General features: G+C 41.5%; 25 protein-coding genes and 1 tRNA gene. 14 read left to right on the forward strand and 12 right to left on the reverse strand.

What is annotated here, in order from left to right; all coding sequences use genetic code 11:
- Positions 1-2: 2 nt before the first annotated feature.
- The 3 genes from OK344_RS00760 to OK344_RS00770 form a co-directional block, all read right to left on the reverse strand.
- Positions 3-1259, reverse strand: a complete 1257-nt coding sequence (locus OK344_RS00760; protein WP_265142988.1) for a putative DNA modification/repair radical SAM protein — start codon at positions 1257-1259, stop codon at positions 3-5.
- A 137-nt stretch (positions 1260-1396) separates the two neighbouring features.
- Positions 1397-2518, reverse strand: coding sequence for a 3,4-dihydroxy-2-butanone-4-phosphate synthase (gene ribB, locus OK344_RS00765; protein WP_265142989.1), 1122 nt, complete (start codon positions 2516-2518; stop codon positions 1397-1399).
- A 189-nt stretch (positions 2519-2707) separates the two neighbouring features.
- Positions 2708-3709 carry an LLM class flavin-dependent oxidoreductase gene (locus OK344_RS00770; RefSeq protein WP_265142990.1) on the reverse strand — a complete coding sequence of 334 codons (1002 nt, stop codon included), beginning with the start codon at positions 3707-3709 and terminating at the stop codon, positions 2708-2710.
- A gap of 146 nt (positions 3710-3855) precedes the next feature.
- On the opposite strand from OK344_RS00770, the gene OK344_RS00775 reads away from it, so the two are divergent.
- The 10 genes from OK344_RS00775 (at position 3856) to OK344_RS00820 (ending at position 12144) form a co-directional block, all read left to right on the forward strand.
- Entirely contained in the window at positions 3856-5229 is a 1374-nt protein-coding gene (locus OK344_RS00775; RefSeq protein ID WP_265142991.1) for a DUF4403 family protein, read from the forward strand.
- A 63-nt stretch (positions 5230-5292) separates the two neighbouring features.
- Positions 5293-5363 (forward strand) — tRNA-Cys (locus OK344_RS00780).
- A 138-nt stretch (positions 5364-5501) separates the two neighbouring features.
- Positions 5502-6041, forward strand: a complete 540-nt coding sequence (locus OK344_RS00785; RefSeq protein ID WP_265142992.1) for a YMGG-like glycine zipper-containing protein — start codon at positions 5502-5504, stop codon at positions 6039-6041.
- Positions 6042-6100: 59 nt separating this feature from the next.
- A complete protein-coding gene (locus tag OK344_RS00790) occupies positions 6101-7735 on the forward strand; it encodes an LIC_10190 family membrane protein (RefSeq protein WP_265142993.1) in 1635 nt (544 codons plus the stop codon).
- Positions 7736-7795: 60 nt separating this feature from the next.
- The gene (gene aroC, locus OK344_RS00795) at positions 7796-8857 is read left to right on the forward strand and encodes a chorismate synthase (RefSeq protein ID WP_265142994.1); all 1062 of its coding nucleotides are present in this window, start codon (positions 7796-7798) and stop codon (positions 8855-8857) included.
- Positions 8858-8886: 29 nt separating this feature from the next.
- On the forward strand, positions 8887-9447 hold the full coding sequence (locus OK344_RS00800; RefSeq protein ID WP_265142995.1) for a thioredoxin family protein: 561 nt from the start codon (positions 8887-8889) through the stop codon (positions 9445-9447).
- Position 9448: 1 nt separating this feature from the next.
- Positions 9449-10000: a TlpA family protein disulfide reductase gene (locus OK344_RS00805; protein WP_265142996.1), complete on the forward strand. Its 552-nt coding sequence runs from the start codon at positions 9449-9451 to the stop codon at positions 9998-10000.
- A 76-nt stretch (positions 10001-10076) separates the two neighbouring features.
- Complete coding sequence (locus OK344_RS00810; RefSeq protein WP_265142997.1) at positions 10077-10415, forward strand: YkvA family protein; 339 nt, start codon at positions 10077-10079, stop codon at positions 10413-10415.
- Between the two features lie 249 nt (positions 10416-10664).
- Complete coding sequence (gene miaA, locus OK344_RS00815; RefSeq protein ID WP_265142998.1) at positions 10665-11582, forward strand: tRNA (adenosine(37)-N6)-dimethylallyltransferase MiaA; 918 nt, start codon at positions 10665-10667, stop codon at positions 11580-11582.
- Position 11583: 1 nt separating this feature from the next.
- The gene (locus OK344_RS00820) at positions 11584-12144 is read left to right on the forward strand and encodes a thioredoxin family protein (RefSeq protein ID WP_088468052.1); all 561 of its coding nucleotides are present in this window, start codon (positions 11584-11586) and stop codon (positions 12142-12144) included.
- A gap of 78 nt (positions 12145-12222) precedes the next feature.
- Here the strand turns inward: OK344_RS00820 and OK344_RS00825 are convergent, their stop codons facing one another.
- Entirely contained in the window at positions 12223-12858 is a 636-nt protein-coding gene (locus OK344_RS00825; protein ID WP_265142999.1) for an MBL fold metallo-hydrolase, read from the reverse strand.
- 93 nt (positions 12859-12951) lie between these two features.
- Here OK344_RS00825 and OK344_RS00830 point away from each other — a divergent pair, with 93 nt between their 5' ends.
- A complete protein-coding gene (locus OK344_RS00830; protein WP_265143000.1) occupies positions 12952-14163 on the forward strand; it encodes a type IX secretion system plug protein in 1212 nt (403 codons plus the stop codon).
- A 113-nt stretch (positions 14164-14276) separates the two neighbouring features.
- On the opposite strand, the gene hemH is transcribed toward OK344_RS00830, so the two are convergent.
- Positions 14277-15299 (reverse strand): ferrochelatase, encoded by a 1023-nt coding sequence (gene hemH, locus OK344_RS00835; RefSeq protein ID WP_407936696.1) that lies wholly within the window; start codon positions 15297-15299, stop codon positions 14277-14279.
- A gap of 66 nt (positions 15300-15365) precedes the next feature.
- Positions 15366-16244, reverse strand: a complete 879-nt coding sequence (locus tag OK344_RS00840) for a NifU family protein (protein WP_265143001.1) — start codon at positions 16242-16244, stop codon at positions 15366-15368.
- 121 nt (positions 16245-16365) lie between these two features.
- Between OK344_RS00840 and OK344_RS00845 the strand changes: the two genes are divergently transcribed.
- Positions 16366-16881 (forward strand): gamma carbonic anhydrase family protein, encoded by a 516-nt coding sequence (locus OK344_RS00845; RefSeq protein WP_265143595.1) that lies wholly within the window; start codon positions 16366-16368, stop codon positions 16879-16881.
- A 375-nt stretch (positions 16882-17256) separates the two neighbouring features.
- Positions 17257-18192, forward strand: coding sequence for a YihY/virulence factor BrkB family protein (locus OK344_RS00850; protein WP_088468046.1), 936 nt, complete (start codon positions 17257-17259; stop codon positions 18190-18192).
- Here OK344_RS00850 and OK344_RS00855 read toward each other — a convergent pair whose 3' ends face one another.
- Positions 18193-18648, reverse strand: a complete 456-nt coding sequence (locus OK344_RS00855) for a hypothetical protein (protein WP_265143002.1) — start codon at positions 18646-18648, stop codon at positions 18193-18195. It lies immediately after the preceding gene.
- Between the two features lie 133 nt (positions 18649-18781).
- Here OK344_RS00855 and OK344_RS00860 point away from each other — a divergent pair, with 133 nt between their 5' ends.
- On the forward strand, positions 18782-20905 hold the full coding sequence (locus OK344_RS00860; protein ID WP_265143596.1) for a helix-turn-helix domain-containing protein: 2124 nt from the start codon (positions 18782-18784) through the stop codon (positions 20903-20905).
- Positions 20906-20912: 7 nt separating this feature from the next.
- Here OK344_RS00860 and lnt read toward each other — a convergent pair whose 3' ends face one another.
- The 5 genes from lnt to gmk form a co-directional block, all read right to left on the reverse strand.
- Complete coding sequence (gene lnt, locus OK344_RS00865) at positions 20913-22544, reverse strand: apolipoprotein N-acyltransferase (protein WP_265143003.1); 1632 nt, start codon at positions 22542-22544, stop codon at positions 20913-20915.
- Between the two features lie 225 nt (positions 22545-22769).
- A complete protein-coding gene (folB, locus tag OK344_RS00870) occupies positions 22770-23129 on the reverse strand; it encodes a dihydroneopterin aldolase (protein WP_265143004.1) in 360 nt (119 codons plus the stop codon).
- A gap of 53 nt (positions 23130-23182) precedes the next feature.
- Complete coding sequence (gene nadA / locus OK344_RS00875) at positions 23183-24202, reverse strand: quinolinate synthase NadA (protein ID WP_265143005.1); 1020 nt, start codon at positions 24200-24202, stop codon at positions 23183-23185.
- A gap of 2 nt (positions 24203-24204) precedes the next feature.
- Positions 24205-24936, reverse strand: a complete 732-nt coding sequence (locus tag OK344_RS00880; protein ID WP_265143006.1) for an NAD(P)-binding domain-containing protein — start codon at positions 24934-24936, stop codon at positions 24205-24207.
- Entirely contained in the window at positions 24933-25496 is a 564-nt protein-coding gene (gene gmk / locus OK344_RS00885) for a guanylate kinase (RefSeq protein WP_265143007.1), read from the reverse strand. Before gmk ends, OK344_RS00880 begins: the two co-directional genes overlap by 4 nt.
- Between the last annotated feature and the right edge of the window lie 18 nt (positions 25497-25514).

Here is a 25514-nt window from a genome sequence, read left to right on the forward strand (position 1 = left end):
TTTTAAAATAAACTAAGCTGTTGAGAAAATGGATTTTGAAATTTGGACTTCATACCGGAAAGTAAAATTTTTCTCAAATTTTGCTCATCAATCAGGCGGTTGAAAATATTTTCACTTTCAAACTCCACAAAATATTTGGCTCTGTTTACTGCAACTCCCATTTTTTGGAGATGTTCCAACGTAAGTTTCTGGAATTTTCTGGCCATCAAAATTTTACCTGTCGATTTTGTCCCAATTCCGGGCACGCGCAAAATCATCTCTTTCGGCGCGGTGTTGATGTTCACAGGGAAATTCTCGCGATTTCTTAGCGCCCATGCTAGTTTTGGATCCACTTCCAGATCAAGAAACGGATTATTTTTATCTAAAATTTCATCGGCACCAAATCCATAGAAACGCATCAGCCAATCCGCTTGGTATAAGCGGTTTTCCCGGAGAATTGGAACCTGCGAATGAATAGAAGGAAGGCGGCTGTCTTCCAAAACTGGTACATAGCCTGAGTAATAAACGCGTTTTAGATTAAAGTTTTGGTAAAAATGATTGGCTACTTTTATGATTTTTAAATCGGTTTCGTTGGTAGCTCCCACGATCATCTGTGTAGATTGACCGGCAGGTGCGAACTTCGGAACTTTTTTAAATATTTTTCTTTCGTCTTTATACAAAATCAATTCATTTTTGACAAAATCCATCGGCTTTATCATTTCTGCGTGGGATTTGTCGGGAGCCAATAGTTTCAGCCCTTGTTCAGTCGGAATTTCGATATTAATAGAAAGGCGGTCTGCATATAACCCTGCCTCCTTCATCAGCTCTTCGCTAGCTCCAGGAATTGATTTTAGATGGATATAACCATTGAAACGATGCTCCGTGCGTAATTTCTTGGCAACACGAACCAGACGTTCCATGGTGGTGTCTGCATCTTTGAAAATTCCTGAACTTAAAAAAAGACCCTCAATATAATTTCTGCGGTAAAAATTGATGGTTAAATCCACAACTTCTTCCACCGTGAAAGCGGCACGTTTAATGTCGTTTGATTTTCGGGAAACACAATATGCACAATCAAAAATACAGTGATTGGTCAACAAAATTTTAAGCAGGGAAACGCATCTCCCATCTTCGGTGTACGAATGGCAAATACCCGAAGCATGGCTATTTCCTAAACCAGCATTGTTTTTACGGTTTCCGCCACTTGAAGAGCAGGAAACATCGTACTTTGCAGCATCTGCAAGTATTTCTAATTTTTCCTGAATGCGTGAGAAATCCATTATATTATGTTAAATTCAACAAACAAATTTAATAAAAAAATGATGAACAAGAGTAGTATTTCGATAACTAAATTTGAATTATTTTTCAAAAAAAATCCCATCCGAAGATGGGAATAATTTGTTGTCGAAGAGGGGTCTTAAAGTGGAACCATCTCCGTAACTTCCACATCGTATCCACCGACCAATGGTTTTTGATTCACGTTTTGAGTGATCACGCGGAATTTGGTAATTCCTAAATTCTTTAAGATCTGGGTTCCAATTCCGTAATCGTGGAAATTAGAAGCTAAAGTAGGTCTTTTCTCCTGCCCATCTTGGAAATCGATAAACTGTTGCAACTTTCTCAAGGTGTTTTCAGCGTTCGATACATTGTTGATGAATATGATTGCACCTTTTCCCTCGTCATTAATCATTTTGGTGATTTTTTCCAGCAAAGGTTTTTCACCGGAAGAAAGTCTGTTGAGGACATCAAAATAAGAATTAGATGCCTGCACCCGCACCAAAACTGGTTCATTTGCAACCCAGGTGCCTTTAGTTAAAGCAAAATGAATCTGGTCTGTGCTGGTTTCTTTAAATGCATAGAAATCGTAGTCACCATAGAAGGTTTTCACTTTTCGCTCTTCGATACGTTCGATCAAATCGCCTTTTTTCAGCTGATAATGAATAAGATCCTCGATGGAAATAATTTTCAAATCATGTTTTTTTGCCAATTCTACCAATTCCGGAAGACGAGCCATTGATCCATCAGCGTTCATGATTTCACAAATGACGCCTCCTTCTTTCAGGCCTGCTAATTTGGTGAGGTCAATCGCGGCTTCGGTGTGGCCTGCTCTTTTCAGTACGCCACCTTTTTTTGCTCTCAAAGGGAAAATATGACCGGGCCTCATGAAATCGGTTGGTTTTGTATTTTCGTCCATCAATGCTAAAATGGTTTTGCTGCGGTCGCTTGCCGAAATACCTGTAGAAACGCCTTCTCCTAAAAGATCTACAGAGACGGTAAATGCGGTTTCTTTCGGGTCGCTGCTTCGGGTCACCATAATGTCAAGCCCTAATTCGTCGCATCTTTTTTCAGGAAGTGGAGTACAAATAAGCCCTCTTCCGTAGATCGTCATGAAGTTGATGATTTCCGGAGTAGTTAATTCTGCTGCGGATAAAAAATCGCCCTCGTTTTCACGGTTTTCGTCATCTACTACGATGATTATTTTTCCGTTCCTCAGGTCTTCTATTGCTTCGGGAATCGTGTTAAGTTTAATATCTGACATTTTACTTTTTTAGATGGCGCAAAGATACTGAGAATTAAGAAATTCGGCAACGATTATTTGGACAGCGTTTTTTTGCACGTGCGCTGTTATTCTTATTCATAAAATATCGGAAAAACAGATCCTTAAAAACCTCGGAGAATTTTATAATTCAGCAGATGAAATAAAGTAATCAATCAGCAAATCAGGTAATCATTGGAACATTCCGTCTACGACATTTTTAAATATTTCATAAGATTTAAGACGCGCTTCCTGCTCGTAAATATGGGTGGTAATCATCAATTCATCTACCTGAAAGGCTTCCTGAAAGTTCAGCAGCTGGTTTTTTATCGTTTCTTCATCACCAATAAAACTGTAATGAAGCATTCGCATCACGTGCGCCTTCTCCATCGGATTCCAAACATCATCGATATCATTTACCGGCGGTGAATAGGGTTTTCTGTCGTTTCTGATAATGTTGAGAAAAGCCTGATAGAGTGTTGTCGCAAGTTTTTTTGCCTCCTGATTGGTTTCGGCGGCTATTCCGTTGACGCAGGCAATGATATAAGGCTGCGGAAATTTATCGCTGGGATTATAATTTTCTCGGTAAATATTAAAGGCGTTCACCATCATATCGGGTGCAAAATGTCCCGCGAATGCATAAGGTAAACCCATTTCCGCCGCCAGCCAGGCGCTGTCGGTGCTCGATCCCAAAATATAAATCGGGATATCGCAACCTTCACCGGGGATGGCTCTTACCAAACTCGTGGCATTTTCTACCGAGAAATATTGTTGCAATTCCTGTATTTGTCGCGGAAATTGTTCATTAATGATCATTGGATTTCTGCCTAAAGCTTTGGCTGTTAAACCATCCGTTCCGGGTGCTCTCCCAACGCCGAGATCGATTCTTCCGGGGAATAAACTTTCCAGAGTTCCGAATTGTTCGGCAATAACGAGTGAACTATGATTGGGGAGCATTACACCGCCAGACCCAACACGGATTTTTTCGGTTCCGTTGGCGATAAAGCCGATTAATACAGAGGTTGCAGAACTTGCGATGCTTGCCATATTGTGGTGTTCGGCAAGCCAGAATCTTTTATAATTTAATTGCTCTGCAAATCTTGCAAGTTCCAGGCTTTGGTTAAAAGTATCGTGTATGGTTTTGTTCTGTTTTACCGGAGCTAAATCCAGTACAGACAATTCGAATTTTTTCATGTAAAATCCTTTTAAATAAGACTTCAAAAATACGGCCTTTAAATCTTTAAAAATAATTTTGCTGATACTTAAAACAAATTGCCGGCATTTTTTTTAACGATGTATAAAATTTTGTGGAAATTTGCGTTTGATTGAAAATTTAAAACGTGCGAAAATTCCTTACGCTCCTGCTGTTGACCTTTACTTTAAGTTTGTTTTCTCAGCAAAATACGATCTCTGTTACGGAGGTTTCCGGTTTTCCGAGGATAAAGTCTTCGGTCACCATGCCGGTGAACATACCGCTTTCTGAGATTGGGAACCTGATTAACGCTTCGGTGCAGAATTTAATCTTTCAAGATAATTCCTATACCGATAACAATAACGACCAGTTTAAAGTAAAAGTCTGGAAAACCAGGCCTATACGTCTGGTTGGGGGAACAAAACAGAATCTGCTCATCGAAGTTCCACTGAAAATATGGGCGGAAAAAGGAATCGGCACGCTCGGTATCTATTCTTACCAAAACACGATGTTCGAAACCGTGATGTACTTCAATACCCAGCTTACCTTCAATAATAACTGGACGGTGACGACAAAAACATCGCCGATGGGTTTTAAATGGGTATTGAAACCCGTGCTCGATTACGGTAAAATTAAAGTTCCCATTACTTCCCTGGTCGAAACCAGCCTGAGACAGCAACAGGCAGATTTTTCCAAAACCATTGATGAAATGATGCGTTCTCAGCTTAATTTTCAGAAGTATGCGGTAATGGCCTGGAATCAGTTTGCCGAACCCTTCAATATTTCAGAAGAGTTCAGCACTTGGCTGAAAATAACTCCGTTAAGTATCAATATTTCCCCGCTGGTTTTTTACGGAAACCAGATTGAAGCCAATATCGGTATCGATACTTTTTCCGAAACTTTTACAGGGAATAAACCGGTGTCCACACCTTTAATAAAAACCATAGCCAATTTTAATTCAGTTCAGGCTTTACCGCAAAAGTTTTTACTTCAGACTACCGCCAATATTCCATTTACCGAAGCCACAAAAATTGCTGAAACTATGTTTTTAGGTAAAGAATTTGATTTACGGGAAGGCAAGTCAAAAATTAAAATTACTTCCATAAAAGTTTATGGCGAGGATGGAAGAGTGATGATTGAAGCAAAAACAGAAGGAATGGTGAATGGTATTTCGTATATCTCGGGAATTCCGGTGTATGACGAACAGAAAAGGAAGATTGTTTTAACCGATACGAAGTTTAAACTGAAAACGAAGAACGTTCTTCACAAGACCGCAACGCTGCTTTTTCAGGGGAAAATAGTGAAGATGATTGAAGAGGAATATGGCATCCCAACCGCTGATCTGGAGGATGCATCGCGGAAAAGTATCGAAGAAACTTTTAATAAAGAATATTATAAAGGTCTGAAAATGCAGGGAAAAGTATTCGACCTCAAACCGTCGCAAATTATTCTAAATCCATCTGGCATTACCGCCATAATCGATACGGAAGCACAGCTGAAACTTCAGGTACAGGGGATGTAAATGCTTTTTTTGAATTTTGTTTCTTTACATTTTAAAAAATTTTCTATATTTGCAAACCCAAATGGTTCTTTGGCCGAGTGGTTAGGCAGTGGTCTGCAACACCATCTACAGCGGTTCGAATCCGCTAGGAACCTCCTATGAGCAAGTTTCTGTTTTACAGTAACTTGCTTTTATTTTTTAGGAAACTTTAACATTTTTAACATTCCGTTAACACAATAATGGTTTCGTTTTTGGCTTATAGAGGAAAATAATATGAACTAAAAAGAAAGATTATGAAAAATATACTCACAGCAGGATTTATGTTAGTTCTATTAATGACAGCCTGTACAAAGGATAACTCTGTAGCAGAAAAATCTCTGGAACAGCAAAAAATGGAATTCCAGGCAAGACAGCTTGAAATTGAGAAACAGAAACTCGCCATCGAGAAAGAAAAAATGGCGTATGAAACACAGAAAAAGCTCGACAGTATTGAAGAAGATAAGAAAGCTAAAGCTCAGGCTGTTGCTGCAAGACCACAGGTAATTCGTGAAACGAAAACCGTGTATGTTAACAATACGCCAAGAAGGTCATCCAGTTCTTCAGGTTCAAACTCTGAAACGTACGCAGGTACAACACAGGGTACAACCCAAAAACAGGGGATGAGTAAAGCCGCAAAAGGTACCATTATCGGTACGGTAGGTGGTGCAGCAGCAGGTGCCATTATTAATAAGAAGAACCGTGCAGCCGGTGCAGTAGTCGGCGGAATTATTGGTGGTGCAACAGGTTATACCATCGGTAGAGCCGGCGACAGAAAAGACGGTAGAGTACAGTAGAAGACCAAATTTCACATGCATATAAAGAAAAGATTGCTTAATTTTAAGCAATCTTTTTTATGCTCTATCTCCTGTTTTCACTTATCGTTCTGATTCCTGTTTTCATAGGTTTCGGAGAAATTTTTCAAAGAACATTTGGAAAGTTTTCCTTTGGAATTTCGGCAAAAATAGTCACAGGAATGCTGACGGTTTCCGTGATCTGGACGGTCTTCTCCTTTTTCACACCACTGAATATCGCCATCGAACTTTCTACGGTTTCAGTGGGTTTGCTGGCATTTTTCTCTTACGGAACTTACCATCAGTTCTGGAAGTTCCTCAGCAGCGTTAAAATTTCTTTTTGGCTGCCCACACTCGCGGCAATTTTCTTCGCATCCTTTGCGCCTTTTATTCTCGACCATTTCGGGTATTACGTCCCGACAATAAAATGGATTGCGGAAGTAGGCCTGGTTCGCGGGATTTCAAATCTTGATTTATTACTGGGGCAAATGTCTGTTTGGCATATTTTGCAGGCGGGCTTCTCTAATTTTTCAGACCCTTTTCTGCGCTTAAATCTGGTTGCTGCCATTGCCTTCCTGATGTACATTTGGGAGAAAAAAGTGTGGATTCATCTGGTTCTCCTGCCTTTTTTATTGCTCTTCATCCAGTCGCCAAGTCCCGAATTTCCTGCAATGGTATTTTACTTCATCATCCTTACAGAGTTATTTAGAGGAAATAGAAATCCCGGGCTTCTATTTACCATTTCGGTATTGGTTTTTGCCATAAAACCAACAATCATTTGGCTGCCTATTTTTGTTGTACTTCACATGGTATTTATTTCAAAATCAAGCCTTAAGGTTTTTCTTCCGGGAATTATCTTGCTCTGTATTTTTCTGTTCAAAACCTTCTGGACTTTTGGTTATCCTGTTTTTCCGGTACAGGTGCTGGATTTGGGATTGCCATGGAAGCCCAATGCAGAACTTATGAAAAACTCTTCTGAAATGGCAGTTCAGAAAACGTATGACATGCAGTTTACCGCTGCTGAAATTCAAAAATTCTCGTTCATTGATCACCTGAAAAACTGGCTGTTTCTGGAGGGAATTAAAGGTAAAATACATCTTCTATTTATCATCAGTCTCTTCGTATTTCTCATCTTCGCGGTTAAAAAGAAATCCAAACTCATTTGGCTGCTGTTCATTGCGGTTTTTATAAAAAGTGTATTGGTGCTGCTCTTTTCAGCCCAGTACCGGTTTTTTATTGATGTGTTTTTTGTGATCCTGTTTGTCTTTTTTTATCAGAAATGTTCTCAAAAAAATTCTTTAATGATTTTCGCTGTACTGTCATTTTTACTGGGCGTGTTTCTCTCGTTTCCCAATGTTCTTAAAACCGCTTTCCCGACTTTCCGGCCGGGAAATTTCATGACAGGTTTCAAATTTGACCAACTGTATAAACCCTCAACCTTTAAACTCGAAAAATTTAAAACCTATCAGGTAGGAAATCTCCGTTTCAACGTAGTGCAGAATTATCCGTTCAGTTTCGATACGCCTCTGCCTGCTATTTCGCCCCAGTTTATTAAGGAGGATCTGGATGCCGGAATCTTTCCGCAGTTGAAAGGAAAAACCTTAAAAGAAGGCTTTATTTGGCGTAATATTTCAGAAGAAGAAAAAATTCAGATTCAGAAGATCCTGGACGAATGGGCTGCTGAAAATCATGACTGAAATCCTCTCCGTTAAAATTTTCTGCGTGTCTACCTCGCAACTTTTGATTAACTTTGTCCTATGTTCGATTTAGGAAATTTTCTTACCCTTTCCACCTTTGGTGAAAGTCACGGCGCTGCTTACGGCGGCATTATCAATAATTTTCCTGCAGGGTTGGCAGTGGATTTAGATAAGGTTCAGCAGGAGCTGGACCGCAGAAAACCCGGCCAGTCGGCCATTGTTACCCAGAGAAAAGAAAGCGATACCGTAAAATTCCTTTCCGGTATTTTTGATGGGAAAACTACGGGAACCCCCATTGGATTTACCATTGAAAACGAAAATCAGAAATCCAAAGATTACGACCATATTTCAAAAGCGTATCGCCCCAGCCATGCAGATTTTACCTACGACCAGAAATTCGGACACCGCGATTACCGTGGTGGCGGTAAATCTTCAGCACGCGAAACCGTAAACTGGGTGGTGGCCGGTAGCCTGGCGAAACAGTTGCTCCCGCAAAATGTAGAAATCAACGCTTATGTGTCTTCTGTGGGCGAAATTTTCTGTGAAAAACCTTATCAGGATCTTGATTTTTCTAAGACGGAGTCCAACGATGTACGCTGCCCAGACCCTGAAACAGCAGAAAAAATGATTTCGAAAATAAAGGAAATCAAAAAAGAAGGAAATACCATCGGCGGGACTATAACCTGCGTCATCAGAAATCTTCCCGTGGGAATCGGCGAACCCGTTTTCGGAAAACTACAGGCAGAACTCGCCAAAGCCATGCTCAACATCAATGCGTGCAAAGGTTTTGAATATGGCAGCGGATTTTGCGGTGCAAAAATGACAGGCAAAGATCACAACGATCTCTTCAATGATGATTTTTCTACCAAAACCAATCTTTCCGGCGGAATCCAGGGAGGGATTTCCAACGGAATGGATGTTTACTTCCGTGTGGCGTTCAAACCGGTAGCAACCATTCTGCGTCCTCAGGAAAGTATGGATAAAGACGGAAATCCAGTTATTGTAGAAGGTAAGGGAAGGCACGATCCCTGTGTTTTGCCCCGCGCAGTTCCGGTGGTTGAAAATCTGGCTGCTTTCGTGTTGGCAGATCTGTACCTGATCAACAAATTACGCAGAGTTTAATTATACATAAATCAATTCAAGCTAAAAATATGAAAAAGTACTGGGACAAATCAATCAGTTTCGAAGCGTATATGGCAGTAGCCAAAGACCGGGCTGAAAATCCTGCAGATGGCGATGATCACAATGAATATTATGAGCTGGGTCTCCAGAGAATGGAGCGTACGCTGAAAACTTTTAAAGTTAATGCCGAAACTCTGGAAAGTTTAAAATCAAAAAATTTCGGAGGAAAAATCCTGATTATTTCTGAGCCCTGGTGTGGCGACGCCAGTGCAACCGTACCTGCAGTATCCAGATTTTTCGAAGCTGCCGGCAATGAAGTAAGAATATTTCTGAGAGATGAAGACCATTCGCTGATCAATCAGTTTTTAACAAACGGAACCCAGTCGATTCCTATGGTGTTGATTCTGAACGAAGATTTAACGGTAAAAAATGTCTGGGGACCAAGACCAAAATACGGATTGGAACTGCTGAAGAAATTCAAGGAAAATCAGGATACTTATCCACGTGAAGATTTTTACAACGATTTGCAGGTATATTATGCCAAAAACCGCGGTGCAGACGCCATTGAAGAAATTATAAACTTAATTTAGTATGACGTTTTTTAAGAAAAATGTATTGTATTTAATCGTCATTGCCCTGGTGGCGGTGGTATTTCTTTTCCCGTCTGTACAGACTAAACTTAAAGAGCTTTTCCTTCCTGTGGCTGCCATAGAAAGTGCGGTAACCCTTCAGGATGAGGATTATGATGTGCAGCTGAAAGGCATCAATGTGCCGAGCACCAATCTTAAAAACCTGAAAGGAAACAAACTCGTATTTCTGAATTTCTGGGGAACCTGGTGTGCGCCGTGCCGCGAAGAGTGGCCTACGATTCAGAATCTTTATGAGGCCCGAAAAGATAAAATCGATTTTGTGCTCATCGCCATGCAGGACAAGGAAGAGGATGTGGTGAAATTTATGAAAGAGAAAGGCTACACGGCACCGGTGTACATCGCCCAAAGCCCGGTTTCCAAAAATATTTTGCCCAAATCTTTTCCCACCACTTTTCTGCTCGATAAAAACGGAAGAATCCTGCTGAAAGAAGATGCCTCGAAAGACTGGAACAGCAAATCTGTTAACGATTTCATCGATAATGTGACCCAATAACTTTAACTAATAATTAATATTTAATGGTACAGAATTTGTGAAATTTATTCCGTTTCTAAAAAATCAAAACACGAAAATGAAATTATCAAAAATTGCACTGGCTAAAGAAGCTTTCAAACACAAAGGATTGATACAGAAAATCCCCGTAATCATCCGGATGATTAAATCCATCATGAGTAAAAGCGGTTATAAACCTCAGTTTAAGAACATCATCCTTCCGGGACTGGTGCTGCTTTATCTGATTTCTCCGCTGGATATTATTCCGGATTGGCTGCCTGTAATCGGCGTATTCGATGATTTGGCGCTGCTGGCATTCGCTATACCGATGCTGATTGCAGAAGCTGAAAAATTTGTGGAATGGGAAGCTTCCCAGAAAGCTGATTCAAAAGTCATCGATGCAGAAATCATCAAATAATTGTTAAAAAATTTATAACACAAACCGTTCAAAAACTTGAGCGGTTTTTTTTTTGACAGAAATTGAAACCATAGCAAGGTCAAAGGAAGGTCAAAGGAAGGTGTTGGCAATGTCAGTCAATTATCAGATAATTGTCAACGTCAATAAGATTCCGTATTTATCAGTTGTTTCTTTTTGTTGTTTTCTGCTCTAAATGTTTCTGTAAATTTCCGTTTAGTACATCTCAGAAAAAATCAGGAAATTAGCGCCGTGAAAAAACTCATTTCCATTATCGGCACTACGGGCATCGGCAAAACAAAACTCGCCATCGAACTGGCGAAGCATTTCGGGACCGAGATTATTTCCTGTGACTCGCGGCAGTTTTTCAGAGAGATGAAGATCGGCACCGCAACACCTTCAGCAGAAGAACTGGCAGAGGTTCCCCATCATTTTATCGGAAATCTATCCGTGCAGGATTACTACTCAATCGGTCAGTTTGAAAAAGATGCAATCCAGAAAATCGAGAACCTCTTTACACGCCATGACGTTGTGATTTTGGTCGGCGGAAGCATGATGTATGAAAAAGCCGTCATCGAAGGACTCAACGAACTTCCCGAAGCCAACGAAGAAAACCAGCAAAAACTGGAAACAATCTTTCGTGAAGAAGGCATTGAAGCACTGCAGAAAATCCTGGAAAATCTCGATCCTGAATATTTTAATATCGTAGACCGGGATAATCCCCGAAGACTGTTCCGCGCCATCGACATCATCTGGCAGACCGGTAAAACCTACACCGAAAATATTTCGGAGCAGGTAAAAAAACGTGATTTTGAAGTTATCAGAATTGGAATTGAAGCACCGCGCGAAACTATTTACGAGAGGATTAATCTGCGCGTTGATAAAATGCTGGAACAAGGTCTTGCTGAAGAAGTGAAATCCCTGCTGCCTTACCGGAATCTTATTTCCCTGCGTACCGTGGGCTATACCGAACTCTTCAAATATTTCGATGGCGAATGGATGCTGGATTTTGCCGTGGAGGAAATAAAAAAGAATTCGCGCCGTTTCGCAAAAAGACAGCTGACCTGGTACCGTAAAGAAACAGATATCCACTGGGTTAATTTTGAAAATTCAGTTCAGGAATCCTTATCTTTGCTCAGCAACTTAAATATTAAACCTAAAAATCAATAAAATGGCAGATACTCCTTCAAATATGCTCGAGCTGGGAACAAAAGCTCCCTTTTTCGAACTTCCCAATCCTTCGCACAGCAACGAAATTCAGTCGCTTGAAGAGCTGAAAGGTGAAAAAGGAACGCTGGTGATCTTCATGTGCAATCATTGCCCGTTTGTGCTTCATGTGATCGATAAACTTACGGAATTGTATGAAGATTACAGCGATAAAGGCATCGAGTTCATCGCAATCAATGCTAATGATGTGGAGAAATACCCGGCAGATTCCCCGGAAAAAATGGTGGAATTTCAGGTAGAACGTAAATTTGATTTTCCGTATCTCTACGACGAAAGCCAGGCGGTTGCCAAAGCTTATGATGCTGCCTGCACCCCTGATTTCTACTTTTTCGATGAAAAACTCGACTTAATTTACCGCGGCCAGATGGATGATTCCAGACCCGGAAATCAAAAAGAAATTACCGGCGAAGATTTAATTATCGCTTTCGAAAATCTTCTTGCAGGAGCGCCTCAGGAAGAATTCCAAAGACCAAGCTTAGGCTGCAATATCAAGTGGAAGTCTTAATAAGAGCAAGATAAAGCGGCATGTAAAAAGAGCCAGGTGTTTGATAGACCTGGCTCTTTTTATTTTTATCTTTTTATTTTAGAAGAAGGGATTATAATCTTTTTCAAAACCAATCGTTGTCGGGTTACCATGTCCGTTATACACTTTGGTATCGCCATCCAGAATAAATAGTTTCGTTCTGATGCTTTCGAGTAACTGCTCGTGGTTTCCTTTGTAAAGATCGGTGCGTCCGATGCTTCCTTCAAACAGCACATCACCGGAAACTACAAATTTCTGCGCTTCGTTGTGGAAGGCGATATGTCCCGGAGAGTGTCCCGGTACATGCAGGATTTTAAATTCATCTTTGTCAAGTTTCAATACTTCATTTTCTTTCAGGAACTGGATTTCGCCTTCAAAAGGTTTAAAGAAAAACCCGAACCGGTTGGCATCCATGGGATTTCTGTCGAGTATTTCCTTTTCAGTCTCGTGAAGGAGTACAGGAACATTGTAAAGGTTGTAAACCGTCTGTAAACCCAACACATGGTCGATGTGGGCATGGGTGAGGAGAATATTCTGGATTTTTAAATCATTTTCTTCAATAAAGTTCTGCAAAAGCCTGGTCTCTTCAGTGCCGAAGTTTCCCGGATCGATGATGAATGCATTTTTATGGCCATTATAAACCACATACGTATTCTCCGAAAAAGGATTGAAAACGAATGATCTTATCTGTAACATAGGAAGCAAATTAAGTTTCAAAAATACGTTTTTACGGAGAACTGTACAGAATGGTTACAACAAATTGGCGTAAATTTCGTTAACTTCGTACGAATGAAATTTTTATCTCTCTTTCTTATCGCGCTCTCGTCATTTGTTTTGGGTCAGGATATCCGAAGCATTCAGCTGTTTAATCCGCAAACCAATGACGAAACTCCCGTGATCGGCTTTAACGAACAGCTGATTCTTAAATTTGATGACTTATCGAATTCCAGTACAGTTTACCGGTATACCCTCAAGCATTTCGACAGAAACTGGCAGGATGACGGGCTATTTTTTACCGAATACGCCAACGGAAGCCTGAACGGTCTCATCGATAATTTTCAGTATTCTTTCAATACTTTACAGCCTTATACCAACTATACGCTGGCATTTCCGAATGATAAAATCGAGCCGAAGATTTCCGGAAATTTCGAGATTATCGTCTATAAAGATTCCCAAAACAAACCGCTGTTCACTAAAAGATTTTCTGTCGTAGAAGACGGCGCTAATGTTGCCCTGAATATCAGCCGCACTACCGATGCACGGAGACCACAGATCAACCAGCGCGTTGAGGTGCAGGCCATTGGCAATAATGCCGCACTGTCGCAGAACATCAATTCGGTAAGCCTGAATGTAATCCAAAACAACAACTGGAACACGGCGGTGTACAACCAGCGGCCAAGTTCTTCCCTTGGAAACAAAATTCTGTTTCAGCAGATGAATCTCACTTTTCCGGGAAATAACGAGTTTTATTATTTCGACAACAAGAACATGAACCAGGCTTTCGATATGGTTGCCGGAGCAGAAACGGTAGAAGGAATCAATTACACGTATTTATATCCGGTTTGGGCGTTTCCGCTGAATTACCAGTACCAGCCCGATGTAAACGGTGCCTTTTATTTCCGAAGAAACGATTTGGGAATTGAGCGCGTGGCTGATAAAGAAGCCGATTACTCCTGGGTATATTTTGCGCTCGATTCCGAAAAAACAGATAAAGAAATCTATGTACTGGGTGGTTTCAATGATTTTATTCCCACCAAAGAAAACCAAATGTTTTACGATGAAACCGCCAAGAAATATATCGCAAAAATCTACCTGAAACAGGGGTTCTACAATTATATCCTGGCTACTAAAAACACAGACGGAAGTCTGAATTTCGGTGAAATCAACGGCAGTTTCTGGCAGACAGAAAATCTTTATCAGGCCTATCTTTACTACAGACCTTTCGGCCGCAACTACGATGGATTAATAGGCTACGGGGAATTCCGAAAACCGGTAAGGTAGTATTTCAGGAGCTTAATCCCGCTATCCGCGTATCTTTTGCTCTTCGTGCCTCATCACAAAAGGATGCCGCTCCTATCGGGGCTAGCGGAAACGTTGCAAAATTTAATTCGGTCCTAAACCAGATAAAATTCCCCGAGTTTTTCTTCGCATAAAGTTTTTACGACTTCAATCCATCGGTCTTCATCATTCAGACATGGGATATAGTGGAAATTTTCACCGCCTGCATGAAGAAACTCTTCACGCCCTTCAACAGAGATTTCTTCCAGCGTTTCAAGACAGTCTGATACAAACGCTGGACAAACGATGGCCAGATTTTTCACGCCTTTTTTTGGTAAGTTTTCTAAGATTTCATCAGTGTAAGGTTCCATCCATTTGTCTTTTCCGAGGCGGGACTGGAAAGAAATTACCGTTTTTTCCTTTGGAATATTCAGTTTCTGAATCACAAGTTCTGTAGTCTTAAAACACTGATGGCGGTAACAGAACTGATGGCTCGGATTCTGGTCGCGGGAGCAGCAGTCGTTGAGATTACAGGTTTTTGTAGGATCGGTTTTGTAGATGTGTCTCTCCGGCACACCATGATAAGAAAACTGCAGCGCATCGAAGTTTTCAGGCAGTTTCTCCCGGATGCTTTCCGCTAAACAGTCGATGTAAATTTCGCGGTTGTAAAATGGCTGTACATAATTGATTTTCACCTCAGGAAAGAATTTTTTGCGCACTTCCTCGGCTTTGTCAATCACCGTTTCTGTTGTGCTCATCGCATATTGCGGATAAAGAGGAAACAGCACAATTTCGGTAACGCCCTGTTCGGTAAGTTTACGGATTCCGTTTTCGATGCTGGGTTCAGCGTATCGCATCCCGATTTCTACGGGCACGTCGACCAGTTTCTGTAATTTTGCCTGAATCTGTTTCGTGATGACAATAAGCGGTGAACCTTCTGGAGTCCAAACGGTTTTATAGGCAGCCGCAGATTTCGGTGGACGGGTATTCAGAATGATGCCTTGTACCAGAAGCGAACGGAAAAACCATCGGTAATCGATCACTTTCTCATCCATTAAAAACTCGTCGAGATATTCTTTAACGTCTTTTACATCTGTTGATTTCGGAGACCCGAGATTGACTAATAAAATTCCTTTCATAAAAATAAGTAATGCGTAATACGAAATGAGTAATTGCTTATCGCTCATTACTCATCGCTGATGAATTTATCCGTTTACAGCTTCTACATTCTGCACTAAATCCGGAACAAACTTTTTCAGGAGGTTTTCGATGCCGCCTTTCAACGTCGCTGTAGAACTTGGGCAGCCCGAGCATGCGCCCTGAAGCAGCATTTTTGCGGTTTTGGTATCTTCATCATACCCGATGAGCGAGATTTTTCCGCCATCGCCTTCAACGGCAGGAGCAACGTATTCATTTAAAATATCCGAAATTTTCTGCTCGCTTTCGGTGTAATCCCTGTTGATGATGCTTTCTACCGGACTTGAATGTTTCTGGGGCGAGATATTTGAAATTTTTCCACCGTTTTCCAGATATTCTGTAATGAACGCGCGCACCGGAACCATCACTTCATGCCATTCCACAGAAACATTTTTGGTAATCGCCACAAAATTATCAGAAATAAAAACTTCCTTGGCGAATTCAAATTCATCAAAAATCGCTTTTGCCAAAGGTATTTCTGCGGCTTCTTCTCTCGATTTTACCTCTACGAAACCCTCAAGCAGCGGTTTTCCTGAAACGAATTTCATTACCATTGGATTCGGAGTCATTTCCGCAAAAACCGGATGGGCTTCTTTTGATTTCTGTCTGTAAATCCTTGGGTTTGCAATAAGTTGATCTTCAATGATATTTTTTAAACTGTCGGTAAAAAATTCCCATTCTACCGTATCCTGTTTGGCGACTGCAATAAAATTTGCGGTTATAAAAATCCTTTCTATAAAAGGATAATTGAAAAGTTCCTGTGCCAAAGGAATTTCAGAAAGATCTGAGGTTCGGTCGAGCTCCAGCGATCCGGGAATCAGGTTATAATCGGCGACAAACTTCATCACTTTTGGATTTTCGGTAGGCTCTATAAGTATTGATCTCATTTTATTTCGTTAATTTTGGATGACAAAAATACGGATTATAAACCGGCTTTGGGAATCTGAAATTAAGATATTATCAATCCGGGAAAAATCAATTATCAATAACGCTAGCGCAAGACAGAAAATGGCATTAATTAAAGAACTTTTAGGAAAGAACCCACAAATTGGCGAGAATACATTTCTCGCGGAAACCGCAACCGTAATTGGTGACGTAACGATGGGCAGAGACTGCAGTATCTGGTATAACGCAGTAATCCGCGGCGATGTGCATTTTATAAAAATGGGCGATAAGGTAAACGTTCAGGATAATGCCATGCTGCACTGTACTTTTGAGAAATTCCCTCTCATCATCGGGAATAACGTTTCTATCGGGCATAATGCAATTGTTCACGGCTGCACGATTAAGGATAATGTACTGATTGGCATGGGCGCAATTGTAATGGATAACTGCCTGGTAGAAAGTAATTCTATTGTCGGGGCAGGTTCTGTAGTCACTCAGGGAAGCCATATAAAATCGGGTGAAGTCTGGGGAGGAATTCCGGCGAGAAAAATCAAGGATATTTCATCGGAACTGCTGGAAGGCGAAGTAAACCGTATCGCCAACAACTACGTAAAATATTCTGGTTGGTATAAGGAATAAATGATTGGATTCTTTGCTCTTGTAATCTTAATTTTTGTTGCAATTCCGTTATCCGCCATATTTGGACTGTATTACAGGTTCAGAAAAAGCAGCGCCAGAAATTATGTCATCATCATTTGTGTATTACTTCTGATATTTTACCTTTTTTGGATGCGGAGGACTTGGATGAATTTTGTGCATCTGCATTGATTCGTATATATATATTTTGCGTGTGTTCTGAAAATGTGATTAAAATATCTGTGTGATTTTAAGATCTGACAAAGCCGCTCCAGAAAAGTAGGAACGAATTTTGAAGAAAGATAAAAAATATTCATCCAAATCACCTTCGAAACGGGCTCTCATGGAGGGTGAATGTTTTTGATCTTAAAATTCGTTATGAAATACCTAAAATTCACCTGGCAGCTTCTGAAAGAAACCTTTACGGAATGGAACAGCGGCAATGCGTCACGCGATTCGGCAAGTCTTGCCTATTACGCGATTTTTTCGCTGCCGGGATTGCTCATTATTGTCATCTGGATTGCCGGAATCTTTTTCGGTAACGAAGCCGTGCAGGGACAGATTACGGCGCAGGCAAGCGGAATTGCCGGTAAAGAAATTGCCGACAGTCTGCAAACCATGATTGCCAGTGCCGTGTGGGACAACCAGAATGTCTTGATGAAAATCTTCGGAATTCTGACGCTTATTTTTGGGGCAACCACGTTGTTTTTTCAGATGCAGCACAGTCTAAATACGCTGTGGGATGTGGAAGCGGCTCCTAAAAAAGCCTTTCAGAAATATGTACTCGACCGTGCCAACTCGCTGGGGATGATTCTCATTATCGCCTTTTTGCTGTTAACCAGCCTTATTTTATCATCGATGCTTGGATTGGCCAATGAATGGATTACACGACATTTTGGCCTCGAAACCTTTTTAATGGTTCAGGTTCTCAACTTTGTTTTAAGTTTTGCCGTGATTGTTGTGCTTTTTGCGCTGATGTTCAAGGTGTTGCCCGATGTTGAAATCTCCTGGCGGTCGGTCTGGATGGGTGCTTTCGTTACTGCGTTGCTTTTTAATATCGGAAAATTCCTTCTCGGTTTTTATTTTGAAATTTCGAAACCTACATCAATTTTTGGAGCCGCAGGAACAATTATTCTCCTTATGATGTGGGTGAATTACTCGTGCCAGCTGGTGTTCTTCGGTGCTGAATTTACCAAAGTGTATGCAAACAAAATGAACCACAACATCAGGCCTTCAAAACATGCAAAATGGAGCGCCGCCAAATTACTGAAGGACACCATGCATAAAACCGACAGCAACCAGAGCGTTGGCTGATTACTGGATTGCCGTCACTCCGGAATCTCTCACCAAAACCGCCTTTCCATTTTCGCATCTTATTTCAGAAGGAGGCATTACCATCGCACAGTCCGACATTAAATTGTATTTTTTATTGAATGCCGACTGCATCTGCGTGAAATGTTCAATTTTTGGGAGAATCTGCGCTTCAAATTTTGCAGGATAGGCAATATACGAACTCGGACCGCCACATGGTTTTGCTCCGATGGCTGTAAATTTCCAATCAGCAGGATTGGTGCACGGTTCCAGCGCAATAAAGGCATCGATTTCTCTCATTAGGGAAGTTAATTGCTGTCGATCTTCCTGCTGGGCCATATTGTTTTCAGGTTTCAGCGAGATATCTTTGGGAAGGGTATCGGTGTTTTCTGCAGATTTTTTTGTTTTGCAGGAAACGAGTGAAAGTAAAGCGATGCCGATGATGAATATGTTTTTCATTTTCATAATTTATAATGCTAAAGCAAAAATATTGCCTTTTCCCGAGACTACACAGCTTTGAACTCTAAAATACAGAACTTATTTAATCCGTCTGGTTTGTGGAAAGATTAATGATTTTCTTTAAATTTGGATGATGAATGAATCTCTCTTCAATTTGGCAGAACATACCAGCCGCAGTATTTTTCTTACCGGAAAAGCGGGAACGGGAAAAACCACTTTTCTTAACGATTTTGTGAGCAAAACCCGCAAGAAACATATCGTGGTAGCGCCTACCGGAATTGCTGCAATTAATGCCGGCGGGGTTACAATTCATTCGATGTTCGGATTGCCGCTGCGTACTTTTCTTCCTACCACAGAAAGGGTCGACAGTAATCTGGCCAACAATATTGCCGATCTCATGCATCATTTCAAATACCGCAAAGACAAACTGAAACTGCTGCGCGAAATTGAAATGATTATCATTGATGAGGTTTCCATGCTTCGGGCAGATGTGCTCGATATGATGGATTTTTCGCTGAGGCATGTGCGTCGGAACCAACAGAAATTTGGTGGTGTGCAGATGCTTTTTATCGGCGATCTTTATCAGTTACCGCCGGTGGTACGCGACGAATATGTTCTGAAACAGTATTACAGTTCACCGTTTTTCTTCGACAGCTATGCGTTGAAGGAACTTCCGCTCATCACGCTTGAACTTACCACCGTTTATCGGCAGAAAGATGAGAAATTCCTCGAAATCCTGAACGAAATCCGAGACGGAGAAGTGGGCGACATCGATTTCGAGACGCTTAATAAAAGATATCTGCCGGATTTCGAACCCAAAGATGAACCTTATGTTTATCTCACTTCGCACAACAGGATGGCCTATGAAATCAATCAGAAAAAATTGGCAGCACTTCCGGGGAAAGCGCATTTTTATGATGCGGAAATCATCGGAAATTTTAATGAAAACCAATTTCCGAATGACGAAATCCTGGAGCTGAAAGTTGGTGCGCAGATTATGTTTATCCGAAACGATGCCAGCGGCGAAAAAAGATATTTCAACGGTAAACTTGCAGAAGTGGTTGAAGTTAACGAAAAGGAAATCAGCGTCATCATCGATGGTGAAGACGAAATTTATAAACTCAAGAAAGAAACCTGGGAGCAGAAACGCTATTCTTGGGGTGAAGACAAAAGCATTCAGGAAGAGGTGCTGGGAAGTTTCAAACAGTATCCCATCCGTCTGGCCTGGGCGGTTACGATCCATAAATCTCAGGGCCTTACTTTCGACCGGCTCATCATCGATGCCGGAAAATCTTTTGCTTCCGGCCAGGTATATGTCGCACTTTCCCGCTGCCGGACTTTGGAAGGAATCGTCCTGAAATCTAAAATTACTCCTGATGTTATTTTTTCCGACCGTAGGGTTTCGAAATTTCAGGATGAAACGAATGCCAATAATCGCATCGAAGAAATTCTGAATACTGAAAAATACGATTACAGCATCCATAAAATCATAAGCAGGATCGACTGTAAATGGATTCTTCCTGCGTTGCAGCTATGGCATAATTCAGCGAATCACAGCAAAATGCTGGATAAAGAGAAAGTAAAATTTCTTTATCACGGCATCAAACCCGAAACTGAAAAATTTTCGTCAGTCTGCGAAAAATTCGAAAAGATCATTCAGCAGAAAACGCGCAAATTCATTAGTGGCGAAGAGGAATGGAGTGAGATTGAAGCCAAGGCAAAAGGGGCGGTGAATTTCTTTTTTACGAATGTAAATGCGAAGATTTTCAGTCCGCTGAAAGAATTTTATGCCGAAAGTAAAGGCGTGAAAGGGCTGAAACAGTATAACGAAGACTTCCGGGTTTTTCTGGATGATCTGGAAGATTATCTGAACGGTTTAAAAGACCTTCATTTGCTGGAAACGCAGCTTTTCGATCCCGAGAATGATGTGAAAGTGACGACTAAAATTGCGAAAATTCCGTCGCACATCCTTACGTTCCAGCTTTTTGAGGAAGGGAAAACCATCCCCGAAATCGCAAGAGACCGAGGGTTGGTGACCGAAACTATTTACGGACATCTCGCCAAATTCGCAGATCAGGGTTTGCTCGATCTTACGAGGATTTTCGATAAAGAAAAGATAAAAACTTTCGAAAAAGAATTCAAAAAAAACAGCAGCGCCGAAACCTTATCCGACTGGAAGAAAATCCTGCCAAATGATTTTGAATTCAACGAAATCCGGATTCTGATGAACCATTACAATTTCAGGAAAAATTCTTAACCTAACTTTAACCTTTCTTCCTGTTCTGGAATTTCTTAATCAGCGTGTAAAATACCAGAAATCCGAGGATGAAAACAGAAATTCTTGACAGCAAGTCGCCGGCTCTGCTGTAAAAAGTCATGCCGTCATAAAGATTAATTTTGGCGAAGAGCGTCGTTTTGTCGCCGTACAGCGTATCAGCCAGTACATCTCCTCTGGCATTAATGTGGGCAGAAATTCCACTGTTTGCGGAACGGGCGATTTCGCGGCGGGTTTCAATCGCGCGCAGTCTTGCATACGCCATGAGCTGCTGGTGGCCCTGGGTAACGCCCCACCAGGAATCGTTGGTCATAATAGCCAGAAAGTTGGCTCCTTTTTTTACGTAATCCGTTACGAATTCGCCATAAATACTTTCATAACAGATGATTGGAGCCAGTTTTCCGGGATTGTAAGGGTTGGTGAATGCGATTCTTTCTTTATCGATTCCTAAAGAAGCCGTGGTGCCGCCAAGATTCAGCATGGCATCGCCTAAAAGCGGTTTCAGTACGTTGATATACGGGAAAATTTCAACGCCGGGAACTAGTTTCCCTTTGTGGTAAACTTCTACTTTCTGATTCGGAATAATCTGAACAGCAGAATTATAGCTGTCAACATACATACCCTGTGAAGTTTGGTAAGCGGTTTCAGATTTTTCATTTTCATCCGCGTAAAAACGGTGGGAAGAAATCCCTGTCGCGAAAACCGATTTCGGATGTTTGGCAAGAAAACCTTTTACGGTATTCAAAAGCATGCTCTGCTCAAAACCGTTTTCGGAAATCGAACCGAAACCGGGAATCGAGGTTTCCGGACCGATATAATAATCGATCTGTCCTTTGGAATTTGTTTCCGCCAGCGTGAGTAAATCATTCAGAATGGTTAAACTGTCTTTCGAATATTTTTCGGTGTAAGGATCCAATTCCGGCTGCAGCATGAGTACATTCACTGACCCGATTGGTTTTTCATCGAAATTATTGTACTTCACCAAAGAAATCAGCATCGGAACGGCAATAGCAATCACCAAAACCGAAGAATTGATGATTAAAGATTTTCTTTTGCGGCCGGCTTCCCAGATTCTTAGCGTATAGAAAGCATACACATTGATGAGTAAAATCCAGAAACTTCCGCCCGTAGCGCCCAGTGTATCGTACCACTGAATGATTTTCGGGTAATCTGCGAACACATTGCCCAAATTCAGCCACGGCCAGGTCAGTTCCCAGCTGAGGTGAAATTTCTCGAAACACATCCAGATGGCGACAAAGAAAGTAAGCCCCCAATAGGTGCCCTGCGCATTTTTGTACCAGTGATAGAGCTGAAAGATGAAGGAGTAGAACAGCGAATTGAGGATGACAGGAACAGCGACTGCAAAAAGCGAGTGGGTTCCGTCTGGATTCTTCGACCCGTAGAGCCAGCCTGTGGTTACGATGTTCCAGATCAGAAAGCAGATATAGGAAAGTCCGAAAACAAGACTGCCTTTGTTTTTGATTCCCGAAAATTTCGAAATGTCGTGTTCCATCATCAGAAGAGGAACGAGGGCAAAAAAGATGAAGAACGGGATTCCGTAGGTGGGCCACGAAATGCTGAGGAGCATGGCAGAGATTAATGAAAGTACAATATATTTCATTGAATGTTGTCTTTATTTGAGATGGTACGGGCCTGAAAAATTTTGTGGCCGCACAAATTTACTGAAAATATTTTGGGATCAAGGCTGCAGGAACTTTCGCCAATCTGATAAAGGTCGCAGATTTTAAGGATTTATGTTTTGGCTAAAGCCCACGCGCTGGGACAAAAGATAAGCGGGCTGAAGCCCGCTGCTATTCATGTTTTCTTAAATCTGATTTAATTCCCCTTAGAATTTCTTTTCAAAATACACCGATACACCGTCCATTTCGCCCTGCATTGGCGGATTTGTTTTCGTCATTTTTACTGAAAGAAAGCTGATCTGCGGGAAGGTGTCTTTAATTTTCCGCATGATCCTGCCACAGACATGTTCCATCAGCTGCGACGGAATTTTCATTTCCTCATGAATCAGCGCATTGATTTCTGCATAGTTGATGGTGTCGTGCAAATCATCACTTTCCGTCGCTTTCCATACATCAGCGTGAATTTCAACATTCAGGATGAAATAGGTTCCGATAATGGTTTCTTCGGGAAGCACACCGTGATAGGCGTATATTTTCAGGTGGTCGAAAATGATTTTAGAGGTCATCGTTTTATTCAGAATCTGTTAGGGTTTTAAGCTCTAACAGCAATGTTAATTAATTATTTAATCGTCTTGCTCATTTCAAGCATGGCTTCGATGGGTTTCAGGGCTTTCAGGCGCAGTTCCTCATCAATTAAAATCTCGGGCAACTCGTATTTCATGCAGAGGTACAGTTTTTCCATCGTGTTTCTCTTCATGTAAAAACATTCCGAACAGTTGCAGCTCTCATCAAAAACAAGGGCCGGAATCAGCTCCTTCTGCGGCGCCCGTTTTCTCATTTCGTGAAGAATGCCTTCTTCTGTCGCGACAATGAATTTCTGGCAGTCGTCTTTTTCCACGTAATTCAGAAGTGCTGAAGTGGAACCCACAAAATGCGCAAGATCGAGGACTGCGGATTCACTTTCAGGATGCGCAATGAGTTTGGAGTCGGGATTTTCTGCCAGCTGTTTCGCGATTCTTTCCATAGAAAATGCTTCGTGCACGATGCAGCTTCCGTCCCACAGGATCATGTCGCGGCCGGTTTTCTTCGCAAGATAAGCACCGAGGTTTTTATCAGGTGCGAAAATAATCGGGCGGTCTTCCGGTAAAGATTTAATGATCGTTTCGGCGTTGGAGCTCGTCACGATGATGTCGGATTCCGCTTTTGTTTCCGCGTTACAGTTGATGTAGGTGGCGATTAAGGCGTTAGGATGTTTGGCGCGCATGGCTCTTAACCCTTCGCCGCTGCAGCCGTCGGCAAGGGAACAACCCGCCTGGGTATCAGGAAGGACCACTTTTTTGGTAGGATTCAGGATCTTTGCGGCTTCGGCCATGAAATGTACTCCACAGAACGCGATCATGTCGGCATCGGTTTCCTTTGCCTGACGTGCCAACTGAAGGGAATCTCCCAAGAAATCTGCGATATCCTGGATGGCTGGCGGCTGGTAATAATGTGCAAGGATTACTGCATTTTTTTCCTTTTTAAGATCCAGAATGGCCTGTACCAGTTCTTCGCCCTGAGGAATTACAAGATCATCTATTTTTAAGAATCCCCTTACCGGAAGATTCGATTTTGCTTTATCTAAATTCGCTGTACTCATGATTAAAAATATTTAGGATTCGGATGTATAAATTTATAATTAAATTCTTTAATGAAAAGATCAGACGAGATGATTCGGTCTCTGTCCTCATTTGAACTCGTTTTGCTTGCTTCTTGATCAGCGTTTAACACCTCAAGAACCGTAGGATGTTCCGGTGCAACGATATTATAAGGTTTATTTTGATGGTCCGCAGAGAGCAAAAGTTCTACCATTGCTGAAATATCTCCGTAATGGATGTAATTTACTTTTTTTTTGGGATCAGGCGGTTGTCTGTCTGCATAAAAATTCTTCAGGGATCTTTCGTCACCCATCAAACCACCCAAACGCAGAATAATGGTTTCAGGATATTTGGTTGTAACCAATTGCTCTGAAGCCAGAAGATCTCGGCGAAGATTTTCACGATGTTCTTCGGTAAAGATTCCGTTTTGCTGAGGATAAATTCCGGTAGAGCTGAAAAAAAGGGATTTTCTGAACTGAGTTCCCAATTTTTTAAAACCTTCAAACCAGGAATGGCGGGAAACAGGCATGCTGAAAATAGCAACTTCGGCAGCATTCAGGAAATCTGCATCAAAATCTTTACTGAAATCGAGCACATGAACTTCTGCCGCAACTTCCTTCAACTCCTCAACTTTTTCAGGAGAAGTAGTCGTCACGATGACGTGATGATTCCGGCCGGTAAGATGTTTCGCCAACCTTTTGCCTAACCATCCGCAGCCGATAATGGCAATTTTCATGAATGAAGGAAGTTTTTCAGGATATTTTCTGTCGTATTTTTCGCTTCATCAAGATCATTATTGACGATGATTGCATCGAACTGGTCTTTATACGTCATTTCTTCAGAAGCTTTCGCGACTCTGGTTTTGATGGTTTCCGGATCATCGGTGGCGCGGGAAACCAGTCTTCGCTCCAGCTCTTCAACAGACGGAGGCATAATGAAAACCGAGAGGGCTTTGTCGCCGAAATATTTTTTTAGGGCGATACCGCCTTTTACATCCACATCGAAAATAACGGTTTTACCACTTTTCCAGATTCTTTCGACCTCCGATTTCAGGGTTCCGTAGAATTTGTCGTGGTACACTTCTTCGTATTCCACGAAAGCATTTTCTGAAATCAGTTTCTTAAATGCTTCTACCGAAAGGAAAAAATAGTCTTTCCCGTGAATTTCTTCACCTCTCAAAGCTCTGGTAGTGGCTGAAACGGAAAACTGCAATTGCGGAAATTGCTGTAGACAATGTTTTACCAAAGTGGTTTTTCCGCTTCCGGAAGGCGCTGAGAATATGATGACTTTGTTCATAATTGCTACTGGTTAATG

The sequence above is a fragment of the Kaistella yananensis genome (assembly GCF_026107505.2).
Taxonomy (GTDB): domain Bacteria; phylum Bacteroidota; class Bacteroidia; order Flavobacteriales; family Weeksellaceae; genus Kaistella; species Kaistella yananensis.

Excerpts from the sequence above, each read along its gene's own strand:
- OK344_RS00800 (WP_265142995.1), top strand. The coding sequence starts at position 8,887 with ATGAAAAAGTACTGGGACAAATCAATCAGTTTCGAAGCGTATATGGCA.
- OK344_RS00845 (WP_265143595.1), top strand. The coding sequence starts at position 16,366 with ATGGCATTAATTAAAGAACTTTTAGGAAAGAACCCACAAATTGGCGAG.
- nadA (WP_265143005.1), bottom strand. The coding sequence starts at position 24,202 with ATGAGTACAGCGAATTTAGATAAAGCAAAATCGAATCTTCCGGTAAGG.
- OK344_RS00785 (WP_265142992.1), top strand. The coding sequence starts at position 5,502 with ATGAAAAATATACTCACAGCAGGATTTATGTTAGTTCTATTAATGACA.
- gmk (WP_265143007.1), bottom strand. The coding sequence starts at position 25,496 with ATGAACAAAGTCATCATATTCTCAGCGCCTTCCGGAAGCGGAAAAACC.
- aroC (WP_265142994.1), top strand. The coding sequence starts at position 7,796 with ATGTTCGATTTAGGAAATTTTCTTACCCTTTCCACCTTTGGTGAAAGT.
- OK344_RS00805 (WP_265142996.1), top strand. The coding sequence starts at position 9,449 with ATGACGTTTTTTAAGAAAAATGTATTGTATTTAATCGTCATTGCCCTG.
- OK344_RS00850 (WP_088468046.1), top strand. The coding sequence starts at position 17,257 with ATGAAATACCTAAAATTCACCTGGCAGCTTCTGAAAGAAACCTTTACG.
- folB (WP_265143004.1), bottom strand. The coding sequence starts at position 23,129 with ATGACCTCTAAAATCATTTTCGACCACCTGAAAATATACGCCTATCAC.
- hemH (WP_407936696.1), bottom strand. The coding sequence starts at position 15,299 with ATGAAAGGAATTTTATTAGTCAATCTCGGGTCTCCGAAATCAACAGAT.
- OK344_RS00760 (WP_265142988.1), bottom strand. The coding sequence starts at position 1,259 with ATGGATTTCTCACGCATTCAGGAAAAATTAGAAATACTTGCAGATGCT.
- OK344_RS00860 (WP_265143596.1), top strand. The coding sequence starts at position 18,782 with ATGAATGAATCTCTCTTCAATTTGGCAGAACATACCAGCCGCAGTATT.
- OK344_RS00790 (WP_265142993.1), top strand. The coding sequence starts at position 6,101 with ATGCTCTATCTCCTGTTTTCACTTATCGTTCTGATTCCTGTTTTCATA.
- OK344_RS00840 (WP_265143001.1), bottom strand. The coding sequence starts at position 16,244 with ATGAGATCAATACTTATAGAGCCTACCGAAAATCCAAAAGTGATGAAG.
- OK344_RS00770 (WP_265142990.1), bottom strand. The coding sequence starts at position 3,709 with ATGAAAAAATTCGAATTGTCTGTACTGGATTTAGCTCCGGTAAAACAG.
- OK344_RS00855 (WP_265143002.1), bottom strand. The coding sequence starts at position 18,648 with ATGAAAAACATATTCATCATCGGCATCGCTTTACTTTCACTCGTTTCC.
- OK344_RS00880 (WP_265143006.1), bottom strand. The coding sequence starts at position 24,936 with ATGAAAATTGCCATTATCGGCTGCGGATGGTTAGGCAAAAGGTTGGCG.
- ribB (WP_265142989.1), bottom strand. The coding sequence starts at position 2,518 with ATGTCAGATATTAAACTTAACACGATTCCCGAAGCAATAGAAGACCTG.
- lnt (WP_265143003.1), bottom strand. The coding sequence starts at position 22,544 with ATGAAATATATTGTACTTTCATTAATCTCTGCCATGCTCCTCAGCATT.
- OK344_RS00830 (WP_265143000.1), top strand. The coding sequence starts at position 12,952 with ATGAAATTTTTATCTCTCTTTCTTATCGCGCTCTCGTCATTTGTTTTG.
- OK344_RS00825 (WP_265142999.1), bottom strand. The coding sequence starts at position 12,858 with ATGTTACAGATAAGATCATTCGTTTTCAATCCTTTTTCGGAGAATACG.
- OK344_RS00820 (WP_088468052.1), top strand. The coding sequence starts at position 11,584 with ATGGCAGATACTCCTTCAAATATGCTCGAGCTGGGAACAAAAGCTCCC.
- OK344_RS00810 (WP_265142997.1), top strand. The coding sequence starts at position 10,077 with ATGAAATTATCAAAAATTGCACTGGCTAAAGAAGCTTTCAAACACAAA.